This is a genomic window from Desulfobaccales bacterium (assembly GCA_041648175.1).
Taxonomy (GTDB): Bacteria; Desulfobacterota; Desulfobaccia; order Desulfobaccales; family 0-14-0-80-60-11; genus 0-14-0-80-60-11.
Genome location: JBAZPO010000002.1, coordinates 25,474 through 47,163, shown reverse-complemented (window position 1 = coordinate 47,163; position 21,690 = coordinate 25,474). Strand labels below are relative to the sequence as shown.

Here is a 21,690-nt window from a genome sequence, read left to right as displayed (position 1 = left end):
AAATCAGGGTTGATGCAATAAGGAGCAGGGATAACCGTATGGTCAAACGATTTGAATGAAGTTAAGTAAGGCTGGTACTCAAATGCAAACAGGCGGGTTTGCGCTTTGCAGACTGTCTCTGAGCTAAGTTTTCTCCCAAGGACCACGCTCGAACCGCCGGACAGGGACAGGCCAACTCATCGGTTTATGAGCATCCTGGTTTTGGTAGTGCTGACTCCATTAAGGTCTGAATCGAGGGTGACCAGAATATTATCGGAGCTTCCCGCATGATCGCCATGGAGCGCGAGATTATTTTCCCGGCGCAGTTCAATTTCCAGTCGATCCTGATCTTCGTCTTGCTTGCGGGCCATGACCAGCATACTGAAAATAGCCAATAATACCAATCCGCCCAACGCCACACCGACGAAAAACATTCCATAAGATGAAAGGGACAAGATCTTCCTCCCTTCCGGCCAGTTTCCGGCCGATTTCAGACTTCTTGGGTGTATTCCCGGAGCTTATGTCTAAGGCGATACATGGCTTGGGTATGTAACTGAGAAATGCGGGATTCAGTATAGCCCATGATCTGACCGATTTCCTTCATGGTAAGTTCTTCATAATAATATAATGATATTAATAACTTTTCTTTGTCAGGCAGAGCTTCGATGGCCTGCACCATGGTTTCCTGGAGTTCGGAAAAATGTACCGCCAATAAGGAATCCCGGGCATTATCGTCTTGAATAGTCTCCAGGAGTTCATGCTCCAGGTAACCTGCATACCCGCCCACGCTTTTTCTGCTGTCTTCCAGAGCTACCAGGGATACGGCTTTGGTTTCATTCAGGAGTTGGTGAAATTCAACCAACTCCAAACCGAGAAGTTCAGCCACCTCTTCGGCTTCGGCCGGCCTCCCCAAATCCTTTTGTAATTGGGCAAAAGCGTTCTCGACGAGATGAGACTTTTTCCGTACGGACCGAGGGATCCAGTCTAGACTCCGCAATTCATCCAGCATCGCTCCCTTGATGCGGAATTCCGCATAGGTTTTAAAGTTGATATTCTTGGAGGGATCGAACTTCTGGACCGCATCAATCAACCCAATAATACCGGAACTGACCAGGTCTTCCAGGGAGATGTGAGACGGCAGGCGCAACGCCAGGCGAGAGGCGATATATTTGATCAACGGCGCATACTGCAGCACCATCCGCTCTTGGCAGTCGGAATCTAATTTCTCGGCACCATAGCCAGGGATAGCTTCCAGGTTCATCTGGACTAAGGACGGCTCTTCCATGATTTCCCCGCTTTCGCTCACCTGACGCGCTCAAAGGAAGCGACGCCAAAATAATTTGATATTGCCGTCAATCCCTGACGGTCGGGATGATTCCCACAGACTTTGCGCTAAAGCCACAAAAGATTTACTGGCTGGAGTCCGGGGGTAGAGAGCCAAGACCGGCTGTTGTCTCATAACCGCTTGGGGCACCGCTGCATCGAGAGGGATAAAACCGAGATAATCTAAGGAAATCTCCTGTCCCAAGAAGCGCTCCGTCACTTTGAGCAGGGTACGGTAGACCAACACTGCTTCCCGCTCATGGGCCAGACCGTTTACTAGAAGTCTGAAGCTTTTCTCGCCATATTGGGTCGCCAGAACCTTAATCAAGGCGTAAGCATCAGCAATGGAGGGGGGTTGGTTGTTGACCACGACGATACGTTCGTTGGCGGCAATATTGAAAAATAGAACATTGGAAGAGATGCCGGCCCCAGTATCAATGAGGACGACATCGACATCCTCGGTGTAATGGTCCATTTCATCGAGCAGGAAGAGCTTTTGGGATTCATCCAGCATCGCCAGTTCGGAGATGCCGGAAGAGGCCGCGAGAATTTTGAGGCCACCGGGACCTTCTACGATGACATCCGCGAGCCTGTGCCGCAGGGACAAAATATCCTGGATGGTAAATTGCGGGGTCAGGCCTAAAAGAATATCCAGATTACCCAGACCTAGGTCGGCATCGATAAGGAGCACTTTGAGTCCCTGCTGGGCTAAAGCCAATCCGAGATTAACCACGATATTGGACTTGCCCACCCCACCTTTGCCGGACGTCACCGAAATGACCCTGAAGGGGCCAGACCTCTTCCCTCTTTGAAAAAAGGGGGTTTCCCGGAGCATTTGATCCGGTTTGGTTATGAACGATGCCGGTCTGAGATCTGATTCCATGCTCCCGGTCCCTCTGGATCAGAGGTCCTCATCCTGACAACCCCTGATCAACTCTAAGCTTGCCTATTCGTTAATCAGGTTGAGCAATGATTATGCCAAGTCCAAAACTCCTCAGTTAACAGCCCCGGCTGGACGGGCTTTCGGAACTTTGTCTCATAGAGCTAATGTGATTAACATGCTGTAATAACATGCTAATAATGCTTTACAGTGGTCTTTTGAGTCGGCCACATCCGAGAGCTTGCATCGGCTAAGCCCTTGGGAAGCGAAGTAAAATCTTTCCTAACCTTGCAGGCTTATGTCAGATTTTTGACGGTGGGAGAATTTTCATTGCGAAAATTGGGGACGTATGCTAAAAGAAACTTAATTAATTTACTAAGATAGGCATTTTACCGTATGCCTCGCCCTGGGCAGCCCGACTTTTACCGGACCCGGGCCCGGGCCGAAGGATATGTAGCCCGGGCCATTTACAAGCTCAAGGAAGTGGATGAAAAATACCACCTCTTTAAGGCGGATCAACGGGTTCTGGACCTGGGGTGCAGCCCGGGGTCATGGCTCCAATATATTGCCGGGCGCACTGGGCCTCGCGGTCTGGTAGTGGGGGTGGATGCGAACCCGGTGGAAATCGAGGTAGCGCCGCCCCTATACTTCGTGCAGGGAGAAGTCACAAGTATAGACTTAAAGACCATCAAGGCCATAAGCCCGGTTTTTGATGTGGTGGTCAGCGACCTGGCCCCCAAGACTACAGGCATGCGCCAGGTGGATCAGCAGCGTTCTTTGGAATTGGCTTTCCTGGCCTGGGAATGGGCCACACAACTGCTCCGCGCCGGAGGCCATTTCCTGGTCAAGGTCTTTGAAGGGCCGGATACCGGTTCTTTGCTGGCGGTTTTGAAGGCAAGCTTCGGGAGCTGCCGACCGGTGAAGCCGGCCGGGTCCCGTCCGGCCAGCCGGGAAATCTATTTTTTGGGCCTCAAGAAGCGGAGCGTCCCGCCGGGCGGCGGCGCCATTCAATCCGATCCTCGGTTGCCTTAAGCACGTCCAGAAGCCAGAAGTTAAGTATAAGGAGGAGCATGCCCAGATGTCTGGTCATTCCAAGTGGAGTACCATCAAACGGAAAAAAGGGGCTTTGGATGCCAAGCGGGGAAAACTCTTCGGGAAATTGGCCAAAGAGGTCACCGTTTCGGCCCGCCTGGGGGGAGGCGACCCCATGGGCAATCCCCGTCTCAGGGCGGCTATTGCTGCGGCCCGGGCGGAAAACATGCCCAATGACAATATTAGCCGGGCCATTAAGCGCGGCTCCGGGGAAAGTGGCGGTGCTAATTTTGAAGAGCTGACTCTGGAAGGGTACGGTCCCGCCGGGGTAGCCCTGATGGTGGAGTCCCTCACGGATAATAAGAACCGCACGGTGTCCGACGTCCGTCATCTCATTACCAAGTACGGCGGCAGCCTGGGGGAGCCCGGTTGCGTGGCCTGGATGTTTGACAAGAAAGGGGTAATTGTTTTCGATCGGGAAGGCCTGGATGAAGAGCAGCTTATGGAGGCCGCACTGGAATGCGGCGCCGAAGACCTGCAAAGCGACGAGAGCCAGTTCGAGGTGCTCACCGACCCCATCAACTTTATCGAAGTCAATGAAGCCCTGGAGGCTCAGGGGTTTAAGCCCCTCCTGGCGGAGGTGCAGTTGCGCCCCAAGACCACCGTGAAAATCGATGAAGAGAAATCCGCCCAACAGGTGCTCAAGCTGGTGGAATTGCTGGAGGAGCACGATGACGTCAGCGACGTTTTCGCCAATTTCGATATCCCGGACCAGTTGCTCGAGGCCTTGATGTGAGCCCGGTCATCCTGGGTGTGGACCCCGGTTCCCGGTATACCGGTTTTGGGGTCGTTCGGGGGGAAGGGAATCAACTCATCCACCTGGCCTCCGGCAGCATCAAGGCCGGTTCCCGGCCGCCGTTGGAATCCCGTCTCTGTCGGATTTTTGACGGCCTGTCAGAATTAGTTCACCAACATCGCCCCCAGGCCATCGCGGTAGAGGAAATCTTCCTGGCTACCAATGTCCACAGCGCCTTCACCCTGGGCCAGGTAAGGGGTGTGGTGCTCCTCCTGGCGGCCCGCATGGAGGTGCCTATTTTTCATTATTCCCCTTTAGTGGTGAAGAAGGCGGTGGTGGGCTACGGCCAGGCCTCCAAAACTCAGGTGCAACTGATGGTAAAGCAACTTTTAGGGGTCGAAGCCGAAAACGAGCACGCCGCCGACGCCCTGGCGGTGGGCCTGTGCCATTTCTTTCATAGCCGCTGGCCAGCAGGGTCTTCATGATCGGATACCTGGAAGGCGAGCTCATGGACAAATCCCCGACCCTTATCCTGGTTAAGGTGGGGGGCGTGGGCTATCAAGTCGCCATTCCCCTCTCCACTTTTTATGCGTTGCCCGACCCGCCGGCGCAGGTTGCCCTCCAGATTCATACCCGCCTGCAAGAGGACGCCTTACAGCTCTATGGCTTCAGCACCCTGGAAGAAAAGGACGTCTTTCTGCAACTCCTGCGTATTCCCCGCGTCGGCGCCCGCACCGCATTGAATATTTTAAGCGGCATCAATCCTGAAGACTTTGCCCAGGCCCTGATGCAGGGCGATGACAAACGTCTGGCCGGTATTCCCGGTATCGGCAAGAAATCCGCGGCCCGGATCATGCTGGAACTGAAAGATAAGCTACCCCCGGCGCGGCGCCCGCGTCCTGCCTCGCCTAAGGAGACCCTGATCCAGGACGCCCTTTCGGCACTCATTAATCTGGGATATCACAAAAATATGGCAGAAAAGGCCCTGGACGCGGCCCAGGCCCACGGAGCGGGGACCCTGGAGGACTTGCTGCGCCAGAGCCTGAAAATGCTGGCGAAATGAGAGCTTGGCACCAACGTCCCTGCGAATGCTATTTTTTTGTAACCCAATAATAGAAGAAGCTGAGGGATTTAATTATGAAATTCCAATCCCTTCTTGAAAACTTTTTCAATTTATTCCTTGAACTATTTAGTCTTATATCATTGCTAATTGTTTTGATCTTACTTGTTATTAAAAATTTAGCGCCGATCAAGATATTAATATTTTATTTTAGTTTTCAAGGAACTGTCTTCCTGGCTGGTGCGTTTTCAGTAAGCATTTGGCAACTTGTTTGCAATTGTAATGAGATAAGTTTATGGGAAAACATAAAGAAATTTCGCAACAATTGTCAATTTGAAAGTACCGTAAAATTTGATCCTTTGTTATTCCTTCTTGGAATAATCTTCCTCTTACTATCATCAACTTTTAACGCATTATTTTGAAATGAGCACTACTGCCAAAATTTATCTCGGTGACAGCCGATTGATGACGGAAGTGGATGACGCAGGCATCGACCTGGTGGTGACCTCCCCGCCCTATTGGCAGATCAAGGATTATGACGTCCCCGGCCAGATCGGCTACGGCCAGAGCCTGCACGAGTATCTGAAGGACCTATACCACACCTGGCGGGAATGCTTCCGGGTACTCCGGGAGGGGGCCCGGCTCTGCATCAACATCGGCGATCAGTTCGCCCGGGCCTCGGTCTACGGCCGCTACAAAGTCATTCCCCTCCACGCCGAGTTCATCAATCAGTGCGAGCAGATCGGGTTCGACTTCATGGGGGCCATCATCTGGCAGAAGAAGACCACCATGAATACCAGCGGCGGCGCCACCATCATGGGCTCCTACCCTTTTCCGCCCAATGGCATCGTGGAGATTGATTATGAATATATCCATATTTTCAAGAAACCAGGGCAGAGCAAGAAGGTCTCGAAAGAGATCAAGGCAGCCTCTCGCCTGACCAAGGAGGAGTGGAAGGAATATTTCGCCGGGCACTGGTATTTCGGCGGGACCCGTCAGGTGGGGCACGAAGCCATGTTTCCCGAGGAGCTGCCGCGGCGGTTGATTAAGATGTTCACCTTTAAGGGTGATACGGTCTTGGACCCCTTTTTGGGGAGCGGCACCACCGTGAAGGCGGCCCTGGATTTGGCCCGGAATGTTGTGGGCTATGAAATCAATCCCGATTTTCTACAGGCAATCCCTCAAAAAATCGGTGGAGTTGATCGCTTACCGTTTTATAGCGAAATCCAAATAATTAAGACCCATAAAAAAATTGAGGAACTGCCGCAAATCGATTATACTCCGGCAATTCGCGATGCCGTGGGCCGGCCGGAAGGCCACCGCCCGCAGTTGAGCCCTGACCGACTGCACAGGGTGACCGAGATTATTGATGAGCAGACCATCGGATTGGATAACGGCCATAGGGTCAAGTTCTTAGGGGTACGGATCGACCGGAAAGACGAGTCCATAGAGTATCTGCGGACTCGGATTCTGGGCAAGCAGGTCCTCCTGAAAGAAGATGGTAGCAATGATCACGAGATAATTTCAGCCTATGTCTATTTAAAAAATAAGATATTTATCAATGCCCATTTAATTAAAAGCGGGATGGCTTCTCCGGATTTAGCGGTTAACCATAAATTAAACCAAAAGTTTATCAAGCTAAAAGAGCAAAGAGAAGAGATTAAGGCAGCAATAGCCATAAAGGGTGAATAACAGTTCGGCCATAACCCCATTCTCCGATATCCTCGCCCGGCGAGGCCCACAGGGGGTTGACACATGAAGAAAGACCTGAAGCATCAAGGCATCAGAAACGTCGCCGCGGTCCACTGGAACCTACCCACCTCGGCTCTCTACGAAAAAATCGTCAACCAGAAAGAAGGACTCATCGCCCACCTGGGGCCGGTGGTAGTGCGCACTGGCGCCTATACCGGCCGCTCTCCCAAGGATAAATTTATTGTCGAAGAGCCCTCCAGCTCCGCCCAGATTCATTGGGGGGAAGAGAACCAGCCTTTTACCTCGGAAAAATTCGATCTCATCCATTACCGGCTGCTGGCCTATCTACAGGGCAAGGAGATCTTCGTCCAGGACCGCCACGCCGGTGCGGACCGGAATTACCAGATGAATATCCGCCTGATTACCGCCACGGCCTGGCAAAGCCTCTTTGCCCGCAATATGTTCCCGGCCCCGGTGGGCCCCGGCGAACCCGTGCATGTCGGCCCTGATTTCACCATTATCAGCGCCCCGGGCTTCCATGCGGTGCCGGAGCTGGATGGGACCAATTCCGAAGCCTTCATCATGGTCAATTTCGGCAAAAAGCTGGTCGTCATCGGTGGCACCTCCTACGCCGGGGAGATCAAAAAATCGGTCTTCACCATCTTGAACTACTACCTGCCCCAAAAGGAAGTGCTGTCCATGCACTGCGCCGCCAACGAGGGGCGGGATGGGAAGACAGCCCTGTTTTTCGGCCTGTCGGGGACCGGCAAGACCAGCCTCTCCGCCGATCCGGCGCGCAAGCTCATCGGCGATGACGAACACGGTTGGGGCAAAGGCGGCATCTTTAACTTCGAAGGGGGCTGCTACGCCAAGGCGATTCGCCTGAGTCCCAAGGCGGAGCCGGAGATTTACGAATGCACCCGAAAGTTCGGCACCATCCTGGAAAACGTCGGTATCGACCTGGCCACCCGCCGCCTGGACCTGAATGACGCCAGCTTGACGGAAAACACCCGAGCCGCCTATCCCATCACCCACCTGCCCAATATCGTCCGCGCCGGGGTAGGGGACCATCCGAACCATATCTTCATGTTAGCCTGTGACGCCTTCGGGGTCTTGCCTCCCATCTCTCGCCTGACCCCGGAGCAAGCCACTTACCATTTTCTATCCGGTTACACCGCCAAGGTGGCCGGCACCGAGCGGGGCCTGGGAAAAGAACCCCAGGTAACCTTCAGCACCTGTTTCGGAGCCCCCTTCCTGCCGATTCCCCCCGCGGTTTACGCCCGTTTGTTCCGGGAGAAGGTGAACCAACATAAGCCCACCTGCTGGCTGGTGAACACCGGCTGGACCGGCGGGCCCTTCGGAGTGGGCCATCGCATTGAGATCGCCCACAGCCGGGCCCTGTTGCACGCGGCCATGTCCGGTCATTTGGATGAAGTCCCCACTTACCAGGAGCCCTTTTTTGGGCTGACCGTGCCCACCACCTGTCCGGGGGTGCCGGATGCCATCCTTTATCCCCAAAAAACCTGGTCCGACCCCCAGGCCTACGAGACCACCGCCCGGGATCTGGCGAAGCGCTTCCGGGAAAATTTCACCAAATACGCCGCCAACGTGGATCCGGAGGTGCTGGCCGCCGCACCGCGGTGATGCTGAAGATTGTGAGGCGGGATGCGCTGCGCTTCCCGCCCTACGGCACTACGGCGCTCCGCTAGAAGATGGCGAAGCAGAGCTTTCGTCGGAAAGTATCGTTCCCAGGGCTTGCGCTTGGGAACGAGGTTTTTTTATAAGAGGCCGTTTGGAAAGGCGAAAAGGGCAGGAAATAATATCCCCCCACTTCAGGCAATAATCCATTCTTTTTCCACTCTCCTTAAGACTGCATAACCTAAAAACCTTGCAATATCATATAGTTACTAACTATTAGAAATTATCTAGAATTACTTAATAATATCAAGTACTTTCATATTCTTTGGATATTTTAACTCACCTTGCACCCTTGTAATGTTCCGGTTAGCTGGGTTTTGGTGAAATATGCGGGACAATAATGCGTAACATATCGATAATGCTACGCTTAATGTCGCCATCTATCGCCTGGGGGCCGCCTGGTGTCGCTTTGGGGCCGCTTACTTCCGGCTCGCAGCCGGGGTTGTGCCGCTGGCCGAGGCCCGGGTTCCGCCAAAGATCCACGTGGTTGCAGGATATTTCGCATGGAGGTTGCCATAGCGGCACACGTCTCAAATAGCCGGCAGGTTAATCTGATTAAAGGAGCCATAAGAAATCTCGATTCATATTCAAGTACAGCTTAAGCATGGGGCGTAAAAATATTTCTAGCGCAGAATTTGCCTTGACATCAAAGGTGACGAAGCAGAGCTTCGCCGGAAATTTGCGTTCCCAGGGCTTGCGCTTGGGAACGAGAAGAAAACGCAGGCTAAAGCCTGCGGCCTGGCTCTCATACCGAGTTGCATTCAAAGGAACTTTGATAGACGTAGGCTCTGGCCTACGCCTGCACAGGCGAGACGCCTGTGCCACCATTTGAATGCGACCTGGTATCACTATAAAGGCTGGGCAGGAGATTGCCAGAACTGGGGCAACGGTTGACCGGGTTTATAGCGTTTTCCAAAAATTACGTCGATTGCTAGGGGGCTGTTTTTCGGAAAGTCGGAAAGCGCTGAACTAACCATGGAGACAAATGCCGGTCGATGATGGCCGCCACCTCAGCCGCCCCGGGTTCGGTATAGTGGAGGTAATCGTAATAATAGGCGGAGTTGCGGGGCAGTTCCCGGGCCAGGTCGATCAACAGCACCCCGTGTTTTTGGGCCACCTGCCGGGTTACTTGGTTATACAGTTCGATAAAGTCGTACATCGTCCGGCCGTTGAAGTGGTCCTGGACTTTAATGGCGGCAAGATTCACCCCGGTGACCGGATCGACACCCGGACCATAAAGGGTCGGCTGGGTGATCAGAACCGGTTCGATGCCATGGGCCCGGGAGATTTTGATGAGCTTTTCCAACCGCTGGGTAAAAAAAGGCAAAGAGCTGGTCCGATAATCTTGGAGAGTTTGCGGCGCGGTGGCTTCTGAGGGCTGCTCCAGGGTTTCAACTTCTCTGAGGTTAATTTCCACATGCCGCAGCCCCCGGCTCTGGGCAATGAGATAGTGGTAAAGATTTTGCTCTAAGGAATAGACCTCGCTGCGGTACAAGAAACCCCGCCACAGATTTCTCAAATAATGTCCCCGGTGCTCGGTCGCGTCCAGGTTGCCGGCCCCCACGTCATTGATGCCGATCAAGAATAGCACCACCTTGGGCCGCAACTTGATAAGGTAATCCTCCATCAGGATAAGGTGTCGATAGGTGGTGGCCCCGTCCAGACCCGCATTGTTGATCCAGACCCGGTTAAAAGCGCGGGCAAGATCTTGCCCGAGGAGATCCGGCCAGGTGCGGCCGTCGGAGAGGTAGAAGCACTCCGTGGTACTGCCGCCGATGGTGACGATAGTCAGGTCATCTTTGAGATCGGCGGGAGGCGGAGCCCCGCGGAACCCCAAGGAGTTCTTGGTGTGAATGGTGGTTGGGGGTAGCTTGGTGAATTTGCCGACGTTGTTGATAATATAGCGCTTGTTGACCGGGAGGACGATGCGGTCGGGCTTAAAGCGAATTTCCAGAGGATTGTAGACCCGCAGCAACAGCTCCAACACCACCAGGGCCACCAGACAGCCAAGCACTATTAAAGAAAAATTTTTTAGATAATTTTTGAAGCGCATGAGGTCCTAGACAGCGTGAGGCTCATTAACTACCAAGGGAGCCTCTTCAAAAGTCTCCGTCTGTCACTCTGAGGGAGTGAATCTACCGAAGAATCTCAATAACCATAGCTAAATACGAGATCCTTCGCTGCGCTCAGGATGACAATATGCACGGCGACGAAGTTTTGAAATGGCTTGTAGCACATTAAAGTGATTCTGTCCAAAAATTGTATATCGGTCCAAATGACAATCCGAACAATGCAAACCAAATAATCTCTTCGATGGGTATACCAAATAAAATGAGGCCTGAAATATTTTTCACCAGCCACCAATCGTTAATCAAATGAGGATATATTATTAATATAATCTCATAACCTATGATTGATATAACTAACATAGAGAAGCCACTCAACAGAGATTTTTTTATTAATTCAGGCTTTAAATCAAAAATCATCAACGTTGTAATACCATAACCAATCTGGCTTGAATATATTGAATTTAATCTTAAACCATTTGTAAAAATGAGCATCGAAAGGGCAATAATAGCGATTGGAAGAATAAAATTAAGTAATTTAAATTTACTATTATCTTTGATGGGAACTATATAAATAACTGATACAATCCCTCCCAATAAAAATGCAAAAATAGATTCCTGATAGAGGAATGAGGCCACAGAAATATATCTTAATGGATTCCAATAGTCTTTTAAAAACCAGATAAATTCTAAAGGTATTGCCAACAGAACAACATATAATCCTACTAAAACCATACTCTTTCTCTGAGCCTTTCTGATAAAGAATAAAATCAACCAGATGGGGAAGATTATGATAGTCCCGGTCAAATAAACATAGTGATACATTCAATAGCTCACAGATTCATTCGGTGAGGAGCTTTGGGGTTCCTTCGGCTGAGGTATTAGAGTTGTGCCCTTGAACCCTTTGAAAGCCCGCTTGCACCAGATTCGCAAAGGCCGGCAGGGAACATTCAAAAAAGGCGTGATGCCCTGCTTTGTTCCAGTGCATATCTCCCCGGGGAAGATACAGGGTTTTTTGGGTTTCGGAATACCATTTTGCCATAGCGGCAGTGGGATCGATGCAGATGATGCCATGCTCCCGGCAGCAGGCGGCGATTTTTTGATTGGGACCCATAAGATTGAACCGGGAGGCTTCTAAGCCATACTCTTCTATGGCTCTGACCCAGTCTTCGGGTTGCACCTGATACCGTTGGGGAAATATCTGCACTGCGAAGAGGATGTGGTGTTGGCGGCAGATGAGCGCAAACGCTTCCAAGATGCGAAATAACCGCTGATAGGCCGCCTCGATTTCAGGAGACAGGGGATCGGCGAACACCCCAAAGCCGTTGTTAGGGTCGAAGAGACTGAGGTTATCACGGTCGCCCCAACTGGTGATGGCCTCATGCTGTTGATAGAAGCGCCGCAATAATTGTCGCCTGGTTAACCACCGGCCGGCTCGGCGGATAAACTTCTCCGTTGGGGTCTCGGACTTTAGATACTCCGGCGGAATCTTAATGGCCGCCAATTGTTCAAACCCAATCATGGAGTTTTGGTTTTTCTCAATATGCACCACGCCGTTTTCCGTGGTGAGGATATACCTGCCATTGGGGTCCAGACCCTGGTAGGCCTGGACAATATCATTGCCCAGGGTAATGCCTAAGAGCACAATCTGCGGTTTCAACTGCAAGCCGAACTTGTCCAGATAATATAGGGCGCTGCTCGGATCTTCGGTCTCGGCCACCAAAATCTCGGCCGGGCCATAGTGCCGGTTAATCCATTCATTCCGCCAAGTTGACAAGGTCTCAGCCTGGCCTACCCGGAATCCGGCATTAAACGAATCGCCCAAGGCAAGGATGCGCAAGACCCCCGGGAGAGGCTCCCGGCTGAATTCCCGATCGCTGCGAAACCCCTGGGCGTTGGTGGTCCAGCGTACCTGGCCGCCCAGACCGTCGGTTACGTAAATGTTTAAATTCTCCTTGAGATATCCTCCCCACCCTAATGGTTGGAAGCGCTTGGTATCGGCATAATCGAGGACGGACTTTTTCGTACGGCTTTCCTTGACTCCTAAGCACACTTCCGCTAAGACCGCGGCGATGGCCAGGGAGAGGAGAACCGATACCAGGACGAATCTGATCTGCCTACCTGTAAAGCTCATAGGGTCCCCAAACCGAGAGTGGCGGTAACTGTCTGTAACGAGGGCAACAGCACCATGACAAAACTGGCCACCAGCATAACCAGTTTGGTGCGGGGATCGAGGCGATGAATCCAGGTGAGGCGGGCTTGCGCCCCGGAAAGATTATTTCCTTGCATCTGAGGTTAACTTTTCCGAAAATCAGACTCTAAAATATAAATACTTATTTTTGCAAGGAACGGTATGATGGTCAAACATGTAGTCCTGGTGTTAATTTTACTTGATGTTTTGCTCAATGTCACCGGCCAGTTATCCCTAAAATACGGCATGGCCAAGATCGGCAATTTTTCATTGTCTCTGTCCACCCTCCCGCCGATCTTTTTGAAGGCGGCCACCAATCTCCATGTGCTGTTTGGGCTTCTGTGCTATGGCATGGGATTTATGGTCTGGCTGATTGTGTTGTCCAAGTCGGAAGTCAGTTACGCCTACCCGCTGATCAGTTTGGGGTACGTGTTCACCGCTATTCTGGCCCGGGCCTTATTCGGTGAGGCGGTAGGCGCCACCCGCCTGGCGGGTATCTGCGTCACCTGTTTAGGGGTGCTTTTGATAGCTCGGAGTTAAGAACACACAGAGAAGTTGTCCGGATATGAGGAGGACCGGGGTTAAGGAGGTCCCCACAACTTCTGAGGTGTTCCCGGCTTAAGGGAAAAGCCTAAATTGAACGCAGGCGGTCCAGCAAAGAACCTCCGGCCGATTCTTTGGGCTTTTCATCTTCCTGAGACGGTGGCATATCTCTTTGGCGAGGCTCATCTTCCGGGGCTATCCAGATGATGTTTCTCTTATTTAAGATCAACACCCTCCCCGTTTTACCTTCCGCGGTGGCGTCGAATACGACAATGAAAGGATCTTTGACCTTGGTAAAAAGATCACTGACTCTGCCGATATCGACATCGCTGCGATGCAAGTTGATCTTGCCATTAACCAGGGAGCCATCCACCAACTTGATGGTAACCGTGCGGGCATCAACTTTTCTGCTGATTATGGAAACCGACATTTTCACTCCCGCCGCGGCAGAGGTTGTTCATGCGAGCCTCTCTGCCGCATACGCGCTGTTCTCCCCAGATTAGCCTCTGGGGGATACCAGGCAGTGAGAAACGAGATCTCACACCATCACCGCCGGCTATAGACTTATCGGCAAGATATCTTTATTCCTCAAGAATATTAATACCAAGTTGCATTCAAAGAGCAATGTTGGGTAGCCGCAGGCTTGAGCCTGCGCCTGCACAGGCGAGACGCCTGTGCCACCGTTTGAATGCGAATTGGTATAAGAACCAAATAAGCCTCTGGCAAAATTGAGCACAGGCTGGAAAGCCTGTGCCACCTTATCCGTGGCGGGACGCCAGGTTGCCGACCTTTTTGGCCAAGAGCCCGCCGGCCAATTCCCGGGCCCGGGCCAGGGTCTCCTCCAGGTCAAAGGAGAGCAGGCGCCGGTCCTGCACCAGGATGCGGCCGTGCACCAGGACCGTCTGGACATCCGCGCCGGTGGCGGCATAGACCAGGTGGGAATAAGGGTCATAGATGGGGGTCAAATGGGGCTGATCCAGATCGATCACGATGATATCCCCCTTCAGACCCGGGACGAGGGCACCCACCTGGTTTTCCAGACCCAGGACGCGGGCGCCGTTTAAGGTGGCCATCTTAAGCGCAGTGGGCGCCGGCAGGACAGTGGGGTCCAGGCAGTGCACTTTCTGAAGTTTAGCCGCCGTATCCATTTCCTGCAGCAAGTCCAGATTGTTGTTGGAGGCGCAGCCATCCGTCCCCAGAGCCACCGTTACCCCCCGCTTGAGCAGTTCCGCCACCGGGGCAATCCCTGAGGCCAGCTTCATGTTAGACTCGGGGCAATGGGCCACCCCGGCGCCGCTGGCCCCCAGCAGCATAAGGTCCGCCAGGCTCAATACCACGGCATGGTCCGCCAGAAGCCTCCGGTTGAGCAGGCCCAGGCGGTAGAGATGCCCCACCGGCGTTGCCCCGTAACGGCTCTGGCAGTCCCTCACCTCTTGAGAGGTTTCGGACAGATGGATGATGAGGCGGGTGTCGTACTTTTCCGCCAACTCCCCACATTCCAGCAATAAGTCCGGCGAGCAGGTATAGACCGCATGGGGCTGGATGGCGACCTTGATCAGGGGATGATCCCGGAAGGTACGGCACAGCTCTTCGCTGAACTTCAGCCCCGCGGCGGGTGGGCCGTAATTGGGCGACGGAAAATCATAGAGCACTTCCCCCACCACCGCCCGAATGCCGGTTTCGACCGCGGCCTTGGCCACGTCTCCGGCAAAGAGATACATATCGGTGAAGGTGGTGGTGCCGGAGAGGAGCATTTCGGCTATCGCCAACTTGGTGCCCCAATAGACAAAATCGCCATTGACCCGGCTCTCTGCAGGGAAAATGTGGTTATTGAGCCATTCGTTAAGGGGCAGGTCGTCGGCCAGGCCCCGGAACAGGGCCATGGCGGCATGGGTGTGGGCATTGATGAGGCCGGGGGCGATCAGACCCTGGGGATAATCCAGGACCTGGGCCGGGGCGTAGCGACTCGAAAGTTCAGCTTGAGAACCCACCGCGACGATTTCCTCTCCATTAAGGGCCACGGCCCCCGGGGAAAAAACCTCGTGCTGCGGGTTCATGGTCAACACCCAAGCACCCTGAATGAGCAAAGAAACCGGGGTTTTCTCCAGGTTGGACATCATGCCTCCGTGATTTTATTTCTTAACCCCGGCACCGCTGCCACCCTGGAGCGGCTGCGCCGGACGCATGGCCGCCTCAAAGCGGGGGGTCGATCCCTTGGGAATTTTCAGGCGATAGGTCCCGGCACCGAGGGCGTCTCCCTTGATCCAGGGGTTGAGGGTCTTGATGACCTTGTAATAGGTGCCGCTGGCCTCCGCCAATCTCCTGATGGGCACCTCCTGGGCCAGGGTCAAGCGCACTTCGTCATAATCCTGGGGGGAGTAAAGCTGATCACCGGGAATATCATAGCCGTACCGGGCCGGGTCCTCCAGGATGGTTTTGGCCGCCAGGACGCGAAAAACATAGCGTTCGGTCTCCTCCGGCAGGCTGAGGCGATAATAGTCATGAACTCCCTGGGCGACTATGGCCTTCTGGACGCGCCCTTCCCCGGCGTTGTAGGCCGCCAGGGCCAGGGGCCAGCTATGAAATAACTGGTATAGATTGGTCAGATAGGTCAGGGCCGCGTCCGTGGCGGCGCCGAACTCCAGGCGTTCGTCCACGGCTTTATCGCAACGCAACTGGAAACGCTGGGCCGTGGGACCCATGAATTGCCAGGGGCCGAGCGCGCCCGCGGAGGATTTGGCCTGGGTGCGCAAGTCGCTCTCCACCAGGACCACATATTTCAGGTCTAAGGGCAGACGCCGGGACCGCAGTTTGCGCTCGATTTCCGGGAAGTAACGGGCAGCTCGCTTCAGCCACATGGTGGTTTGGGCGCGGCTCCAAACTTCGACGGTGAATTCCCGGTCCAGGGCTTCCCTGACCCCGGGATCGTCCAGGGGCACCGGCTCCCCGCAGAGATACATTTGAGACGGCGGCGCATAGTAAGGAAGACGCAAGGCCTCGGAGGGCGCAACCTGGGGCGGCGTGCCCATGGGGAGGCCCGGACCCGCCCCCACCCCGGCGGGGAGGAGCCACAAGCCAGCCAGCATACATATGACGATCAGCACCATGATGGCATTCCTGATAATCCACAATATATATTATTCATATGCATTTATCCCACCGGAAGAGGTCTGTCAACCCGCCGAGTCCTGGAATGTGCTAAGGCAACTGTTGTATGGCCGGCCAGGGGCCTGCTGCCTATATTCGGCCAAAAATAGGAGTTGGGGAAAAATCTATTGATTCCTGGTGGATTCTCTTTTATGATCTACTATGAAAAATATGAAACTTACGTCAAGGAGGTGATCCTGGTGTATCGGTCGCTCTGGTTTACACCGCTGAGGTCCTGAAGTAGCGGCGTCCGGAGAGCCTTGGTAAGGCTCTGGATTCGGAGGCCGGATAAGGGTTGGGCTGATCACTGGGAATCCTCTTTTAGCTACCTTCCTGCGTCAATCCCCCCCTTGAATTAACCCCGCAGATTCATCCCGCAGGTTTTCGGCCTGCCGACCCAACGCCGCTATCTTCTCAAGTGGATGGTGCAGGTACGCCTTTGCCTTGCCCTGACGCGGGCAACGGCCACCCCAACCGTAAGGTTAGGTCCGGGCTGCACCCCAGAGCTTAGCGTCTTCGCCAATCGTCTAACCCATATGGACCCGGCTTGAGTGAAATTCGGGCGAGGAGACCCCACCCCTATAGGTTTAGGTGAACCGAATTGGGTGGGATTATGGCGGCTAATCCGTTTTAAGAGGCCGATCCAGTCAAAGTGAATTTATTGGAAAACCCCGGCAAGTCCAAGCCTGGTCAGCCCGAGACGCTGGTCGTGGAACGCGGCCAGGTGCTGCGATGCCCTGACCTGGATTGGAAGGTTTGCCTGACTTGGCTGTATCATTTTCTGAGACTGGCTCTGGCCGGAATCTTCATCTACGCGGGGGTGATAAAGCTCCTGGACCCCAAGGCCTTTGCCCACGCCATCGCCCAGTATGACCTGGTGCCAGAGGGCTTGCTGCCCCTGGTGGCAACTGGGCTCCCGGCCCTGGAAGTGCTGGCGGGCCTTGGATTGATTTTGGAAGTCCGGGGCAGCCTGACCATCACAGCGGTTCTGCTCCTCGTGTTCCTGTTGATTCTGGGATACGCCGTCTCGCAGAACCTTGACATTGACTGCGGCTGTTTCACCGCAGACGAACTGGACGCCCAACACAATGTTACGACCGCGTTCTGGCGTGACCTGATGATGATCGGCGCAACTCTTTTCCTTTACTGGCGGCGGCGGAGTCGAGCACCCCAAGGCCTCTGGATCAGAAGGTTAACATTACGGTTGAAAGGAGAAACAACCCAATGACCAAAAATCGCATGTATTTCGTGAGCGGGCTCATGCTTATCGCGGCGCTGGCCCTGGCGGGCTGCGGCAAATCCTGGTCCGGCAAAGAACTGGATACGGAGAAATCCGCCGTGACTTTGTCCCGGGAAGTGGCGCGGGGCGGCTACAAACTGGTGACTACCGAGGAACTGAAGGGCTGGATCGACCAAAAGAAACCCATGATGATCATCGACACCATGCCATTACAGGACAGTTATGTGAAGCAACATGTCCCCGGTGCGGTGCAGTATGAGTTTCCCATCCCGGAAGTGAAGGAGATGGATGACGCCGCCAAGGCGAAATTCGAGCAATTCCTGGGACCCGACAAGGATAAGACCCTGGTGTTCTACTGCGGTTTCGTCAAATGCACCCGCAGCCACAACGGCGCCATGTGGGCGGTGAAGCTGGGTTATAAAAACGTCTACCGGTATCCCGGGGGCATCAAGGCCTGGGCGGAGGCCGGCTACCCGGTAGCCAAAGGGGATAAATAGCCTCCTGCCGCAGCACTTAGCGAACTGGCTCTCCCCGGACCCGACCCTGCTCGACAGCCGGACCTGGTGGGGGCTCTGGGCGCGGCGTTGCACGGGGAACGAGGGCGGCGGAAGCCCCTTGCCGAAACTGCTGCCGCATCTTAAATTATTATCTGAGGAGAAAGTCAGACCATGTCGAAACAACAACTGGACTGCCGGGGCCTGGCCTGTCCCAACCCGGTGATTAAGACCAAAGAAATTATCGAGCAAAAAGACGTGCAGCAGCTTACGGTGCTGGTGGACAATGCGGCCGCCCAGGAAAACGTCAGCCGGTTTTTGGAGCGGGCCGGCTTTACCGTCAAGGTAGAAAGTAAAGGGGACGACTTCGCCATCTCCGGCTCCCGGGCGGACACCGGCACCTGTCAGGTTTTTGTGGAAAAACCGGAGGAGACCTCGGGCAAAACTCTTGTCCTCATGGGCTGCGACACCCTGGGGCGGGGCGATGATTTTTTGGGAGGCCGCCTCATCGCCAGTTTTATCGCCACCCTCAAAGAGATGGGGCCGGAGTTGTGGTGCGTGGTCCTGTTGAATAACGGGGTCAAGCTGGCCGTGGCCGGCTCCGAGGTCCTGCCCGGACTCAAAGCGTTAACGCGGTCCGGGGTCCGTCTGCTGGTGTGCGGCACCTGTCTCAACCATTTCCAACTTTTAGAAAAGAAACAGGTGGGAGAAACTACCAATATGCTGGATATCGTCACCGCCATGCAGTTAGCCGACAAGGTGATCACGCTGACCTGAGGGGTTAGTGAAATTTAATATTACAGCATCACAATATGTTCGCCGGGGGAGCTCTGTCTCCTCCGGCCGCTGGAAAGGTTGTCATCTTTCTCATCCGTGCTTTACGCCCTCGCAATCTTGAGTTTATGCTTACTCCATGCCTTGCCGGGATAAAAGCGGATCACTGCTGGCCAATTTCAGGAAAATTGGCAGGCTCCAGCCGTTCCGTCTGTGCCGCGTCCCGGCACCAGGATGCCAGCCCGTCATTAATTCATTGATATTATTAACTAAGTCATACGAAAGCCAGATTTTTACCCCGGGACAGGGGCGGCACAACCGTGGCTCCGCCTCGACCGGATCGCGCTTGCACGCGGGTTTAGACCGGGTATATGGCGGGTATATGGCGAGGACACCTCGCCAATGTCCCGGCACATGTGCCAGGTTTCCCCCCCCAACCGGCCCGCGCCCGGCCATTTTCGGCGATTTTTTGGGTCGTCTGGAGGGACTAAAAGCCATTTCAAAACCGTTTTTCTCTATCATCCTGAACAAGGATTATGAGATTCTTCGCTACTCTCAGAATGACAATTCTTCTCGAAGGCAGGTTTTGAAATGGCTTTTCCCCGGCCCGTTCTCTTCCCCTTTTCCCCGATTTCATTGGAAAATTGAGCCCTGATAAGATATATATTGAAAAATAAAACCCTTAGCCTGACTTTTTCTCTTATGAATATATGAATACTGCCGACCTGCGGCTTTATTTCCGCCTCCTGAAGTATCTCAAACCCCACAAGTGGCGCATGAGCGCGGCCATCGCGGCCATGCTGGGGGTCTCGGCCATCACTGCACTGTTGGCCTATATGGTCAAGCCGGTCCTGGACGACGTTTTTTTTGCCAAACGGGAAAACATGCTCTATTTGCTGCCGCCCCTGGTGGTGATCCTTTATCTCGTCAAGGGGTTTTTGTCCTACACCCACAACTATCAGATGAGCTATATCGGCAACGCCACCGTTACCCGCCTCCGGGATGAGCTCTTCGCGTCCATCCAGCGCCAGCCCCTGTCCTTCTTCGACGGCGAGGCCACCGGGGTGCTCATGAGCCGCCTGACCTACGACGTCAACCTGCTCCAGGACGCGGTGACCCGGGTCGTGACCAGCTTCTTCAAGGATTCCTTTACTGTCATCGGCCTCACCGCAGTGATTTTTTACCGGGAATGGCGCCTGGCCATCATGGCCATGGTGGTCTTTCCCGTGGCGGTGCTCATCATCGTCCAGTTGGGGAAACGCATGCGCCGTATGTCCCACAAGACCCAGGTGGCCAACGCCCATCTCTATACCGTGCTCCAGGAGTCCTTGATCGGCCAGCGCATCGTCAAGGCCTTCGCCCGGGAGGATTACGAGGAGCAGCGTTTCTCCAAGGCCAATTGGGACTACTTCCGCATTCGCATGAAGTTGAATGCCACCCGGGAACTGTCGCCGCCGGTCATGGAGCTTCTGGGCTCTTTAGGGATGGCCGGGATAATATTTTACGGCGGCTATGCCGTGATCCGGGGCACCTCCACCCCCGGGACCTTTTTCTCCTTTCTGGCCGCGCTCCTCATGCTCTACCAGCCCATCAAGAGCTTAAGCTCGGTCCAGAATATCGTCCAGGAAGGTCTGGCCGCTGGCGCGCGGGTCTTCGGCCTCATGGACCGGGAGCCGGAGATCAAAGACGCGCCCAAGGCTGCGGTCCTGACGCCCCTGGCCCAGGAGATCGACTACGTCCGGGTTAACTTTGCCTACGATGGGCGCCAGAATATTCTCCACAAGGTTGAGTTCAGCGTGCGCCGGGGGGAGGTGGTGGCCCTGGTGGGGCCTTCCGGTGCGGGCAAATCCACCCTCTTGAACCTTTTGCCCCGGTTCTATGAGGTCACCGATGGCGTCATCCGGATCGATGGCAACGATATCCGTGACGTAACGCTCGCGTCGCTCCGGCGTCAGATCGGGGTGGTCACCCAGCAGACTATCCTGTTCAACGATACCGTGCGCCACAATGTGGCCTACGGGCGGCTAGCCGCCGCGGAAGAGGACATCTTGGGCGCGCTCAAGGCCGCACATGCCTATGACTTTGTCATGGCCATGCCTGACGGTTTGGACACCCTCATCGGGGAGCAGGGGGTGCGCCTCTCCGGCGGCGAACGCCAGCGCCTGGCCATCGCCCGGGCGCTCTTGAAAGACCCGCCCATCCTCATCCTGGACGAAGCCACCTCGTCTCTGGACTCGGAATCCGAGCGGGAAGTGCAACAGGCCCTGGACCTGCTCATCAAAGGCCGCACCACCTTAGTCATCGCCCACCGCCTCTCCACCGTGCGCAATGCCGACCGCATCATCGCCTTAGAAGACGGGCGCATCATGGAAATCGGCACCCACGCCGAGCTTTTGGCCGCGGACGGCCTCTACCGCCGTCTCTATGAAATGCAGTTTTCCCGGGAGGAGGAACCGGATAGCCCTGCCGTCGACGCAACTCCGATCCGGGAAGCCGCACAGTAATGACCCTACAATGGTAAAAGCCTCCATATTTATGGCAATAACGTAGGGGCGGGTTTTAAACCCGCCCCTACACAGGCAGCCAGAGACGGCTGCCCCACCATTGTTATATTTCACCTTCGGACAATCGGACGATCCTTCGGCCAAATTCTTCCTGTGGAAGCAATTTGCCCGAAATTAACCCACCCTTGCTTTCCCCCTGATAAGCATTAGTTTAATTTCAATTAAAGATGCCCCTTTGATCCCGGCCTCGATTCCGGATGCAGGAGTGAGC

Annotated in this window: 21 protein-coding genes; 11 read left to right on the top strand and 10 right to left on the bottom strand. The window is 54.3% G+C overall.

Annotated elements, in window-relative coordinates:
• Positions 1-176: 176 nt before the first annotated feature.
• The 3 genes from WC600_02205 to WC600_02195 are packed head-to-tail and all read right to left on the bottom strand — an operon-like array spanning position 177 to position 2,074.
• On the bottom strand, positions 177-434 hold the full coding sequence (locus WC600_02205) for a hypothetical protein (protein MFA4901538.1): 258 nt from the start codon (positions 432-434) through the stop codon (positions 177-179).
• A gap of 35 nt (positions 435-469) precedes the next feature.
• Positions 470-1,264 (bottom strand): FliA/WhiG family RNA polymerase sigma factor, encoded by a 795-nt coding sequence (locus WC600_02200; protein ID MFA4901537.1) that lies wholly within the window; start codon positions 1,262-1,264, stop codon positions 470-472.
• A gap of 30 nt (positions 1,265-1,294) precedes the next feature.
• Positions 1,295-2,074: a MinD/ParA family protein gene (locus WC600_02195; protein ID MFA4901536.1), complete on the bottom strand. Its 780-nt coding sequence runs from the start codon at positions 2,072-2,074 to the stop codon at positions 1,295-1,297.
• A gap of 504 nt (positions 2,075-2,578) precedes the next feature.
• Here WC600_02195 and WC600_02190 point away from each other — a divergent pair.
• The 6 genes from WC600_02190 to pckA all read left to right on the top strand — a co-directional run bounded on the left by WC600_02190 (position 2,579) and on the right by pckA (position 8,406).
• Entirely contained in the window at positions 2,579-3,214 is a 636-nt protein-coding gene (locus tag WC600_02190) for an RlmE family RNA methyltransferase (GenBank protein ID MFA4901535.1), read from the top strand.
• Between the two features lie 46 nt (positions 3,215-3,260).
• Positions 3,261-4,010: a YebC/PmpR family DNA-binding transcriptional regulator gene (locus WC600_02185; protein MFA4901534.1), complete on the top strand. Its 750-nt coding sequence runs from the start codon at positions 3,261-3,263 to the stop codon at positions 4,008-4,010.
• Positions 4,007-4,495, top strand: coding sequence for a crossover junction endodeoxyribonuclease RuvC (ruvC, locus tag WC600_02180; GenBank protein MFA4901533.1), 489 nt, complete (start codon positions 4,007-4,009; stop codon positions 4,493-4,495). The genes WC600_02185 and ruvC overlap by 4 nt, the downstream gene beginning before the upstream one ends.
• Positions 4,492-5,073 (top strand): Holliday junction branch migration protein RuvA, encoded by a 582-nt coding sequence (gene ruvA / locus WC600_02175; protein ID MFA4901532.1) that lies wholly within the window; start codon positions 4,492-4,494, stop codon positions 5,071-5,073. The genes ruvC and ruvA overlap by 4 nt, the downstream gene beginning before the upstream one ends.
• Positions 5,074-5,535: 462 nt before the next feature.
• Positions 5,536-6,762 carry a DNA methyltransferase gene (locus WC600_02170; GenBank protein ID MFA4901531.1) on the top strand — a complete coding sequence of 409 codons (1,227 nt, stop codon included), beginning with the start codon at positions 5,536-5,538 and terminating at the stop codon, positions 6,760-6,762.
• Between the two features lie 63 nt (positions 6,763-6,825).
• On the top strand, positions 6,826-8,406 hold the full coding sequence (gene pckA, locus WC600_02165) for a phosphoenolpyruvate carboxykinase (ATP) (GenBank protein ID MFA4901530.1): 1,581 nt from the start codon (positions 6,826-6,828) through the stop codon (positions 8,404-8,406).
• A gap of 985 nt (positions 8,407-9,391) precedes the next feature.
• Here the strand turns inward: pckA and WC600_02160 are convergent.
• The 4 genes from WC600_02160 to WC600_02145 all read right to left on the bottom strand — a co-directional run bounded on the left by WC600_02160 (position 9,392) and on the right by WC600_02145 (position 12,815).
• Positions 9,392-10,513, bottom strand: coding sequence for an SGNH/GDSL hydrolase family protein (locus WC600_02160; GenBank protein ID MFA4901529.1), 1,122 nt, complete (start codon positions 10,511-10,513; stop codon positions 9,392-9,394).
• A gap of 184 nt (positions 10,514-10,697) precedes the next feature.
• Positions 10,698-11,261 (bottom strand): lycopene cyclase domain-containing protein, encoded by a 564-nt coding sequence (locus WC600_02155; GenBank protein ID MFA4901528.1) that lies wholly within the window; start codon positions 11,259-11,261, stop codon positions 10,698-10,700.
• Positions 11,262-11,367: 106 nt separating this feature from the next.
• Positions 11,368-12,660 carry an SGNH/GDSL hydrolase family protein gene (locus WC600_02150; protein ID MFA4901527.1) on the bottom strand — a complete coding sequence of 431 codons (1,293 nt, stop codon included), beginning with the start codon at positions 12,658-12,660 and terminating at the stop codon, positions 11,368-11,370.
• Positions 12,657-12,815: a hypothetical protein gene (locus WC600_02145; protein ID MFA4901526.1), complete on the bottom strand. Its 159-nt coding sequence runs from the start codon at positions 12,813-12,815 to the stop codon at positions 12,657-12,659. Before WC600_02145 ends, WC600_02150 begins: the two co-directional genes overlap by 4 nt.
• A 64-nt stretch (positions 12,816-12,879) precedes the next feature.
• On the opposite strand from WC600_02145, the gene WC600_02140 reads away from it, so the two are divergent.
• Positions 12,880-13,257, top strand: a complete 378-nt coding sequence (locus WC600_02140; GenBank protein ID MFA4901525.1) for an EamA family transporter — start codon at positions 12,880-12,882, stop codon at positions 13,255-13,257.
• A 91-nt stretch (positions 13,258-13,348) separates the two neighbouring features.
• Here WC600_02140 and WC600_02135 read toward each other — a convergent pair whose 3' ends face one another.
• The 3 genes from WC600_02135 to WC600_02125 all read right to left on the bottom strand — a co-directional run bounded on the left by WC600_02135 (position 13,349) and on the right by WC600_02125 (position 16,367).
• The gene (locus WC600_02135; protein ID MFA4901524.1) at positions 13,349-13,690 is read right to left on the bottom strand and encodes a hypothetical protein; all 342 of its coding nucleotides are present in this window, start codon (positions 13,688-13,690) and stop codon (positions 13,349-13,351) included.
• A 328-nt stretch (positions 13,691-14,018) separates the two neighbouring features.
• Positions 14,019-15,380, bottom strand: coding sequence for an amidohydrolase (locus WC600_02130; GenBank protein MFA4901523.1), 1,362 nt, complete (start codon positions 15,378-15,380; stop codon positions 14,019-14,021).
• Between the two features lie 12 nt (positions 15,381-15,392).
• A complete protein-coding gene (locus WC600_02125; protein MFA4901522.1) occupies positions 15,393-16,367 on the bottom strand; it encodes a lytic transglycosylase domain-containing protein in 975 nt (324 codons plus the stop codon).
• Positions 16,368-17,059: 692 nt separating this feature from the next.
• Between WC600_02125 and WC600_02120 the strand changes: the two genes are divergently transcribed.
• From WC600_02120 to msbA, 4 genes are all read left to right on the top strand, one after another.
• On the top strand, positions 17,060-17,635 hold the full coding sequence (locus WC600_02120) for a MauE/DoxX family redox-associated membrane protein (protein MFA4901521.1): 576 nt from the start codon (positions 17,060-17,062) through the stop codon (positions 17,633-17,635).
• Positions 17,632-18,144, top strand: coding sequence for a rhodanese-like domain-containing protein (locus WC600_02115; GenBank protein ID MFA4901520.1), 513 nt, complete (start codon positions 17,632-17,634; stop codon positions 18,142-18,144). Before WC600_02120 ends, WC600_02115 begins: the two co-directional genes overlap by 4 nt.
• Positions 18,145-18,315: 171 nt before the next feature.
• Positions 18,316-18,918 carry a sulfurtransferase-like selenium metabolism protein YedF gene (yedF, locus tag WC600_02110; protein MFA4901519.1) on the top strand — a complete coding sequence of 201 codons (603 nt, stop codon included), beginning with the start codon at positions 18,316-18,318 and terminating at the stop codon, positions 18,916-18,918.
• A 707-nt stretch (positions 18,919-19,625) separates the two neighbouring features.
• The gene (gene msbA, locus WC600_02105) at positions 19,626-21,419 is read left to right on the top strand and encodes a lipid A export permease/ATP-binding protein MsbA (GenBank protein ID MFA4901518.1); all 1,794 of its coding nucleotides are present in this window, start codon (positions 19,626-19,628) and stop codon (positions 21,417-21,419) included.
• Positions 21,420-21,690 lie beyond the last annotated feature (271 nt).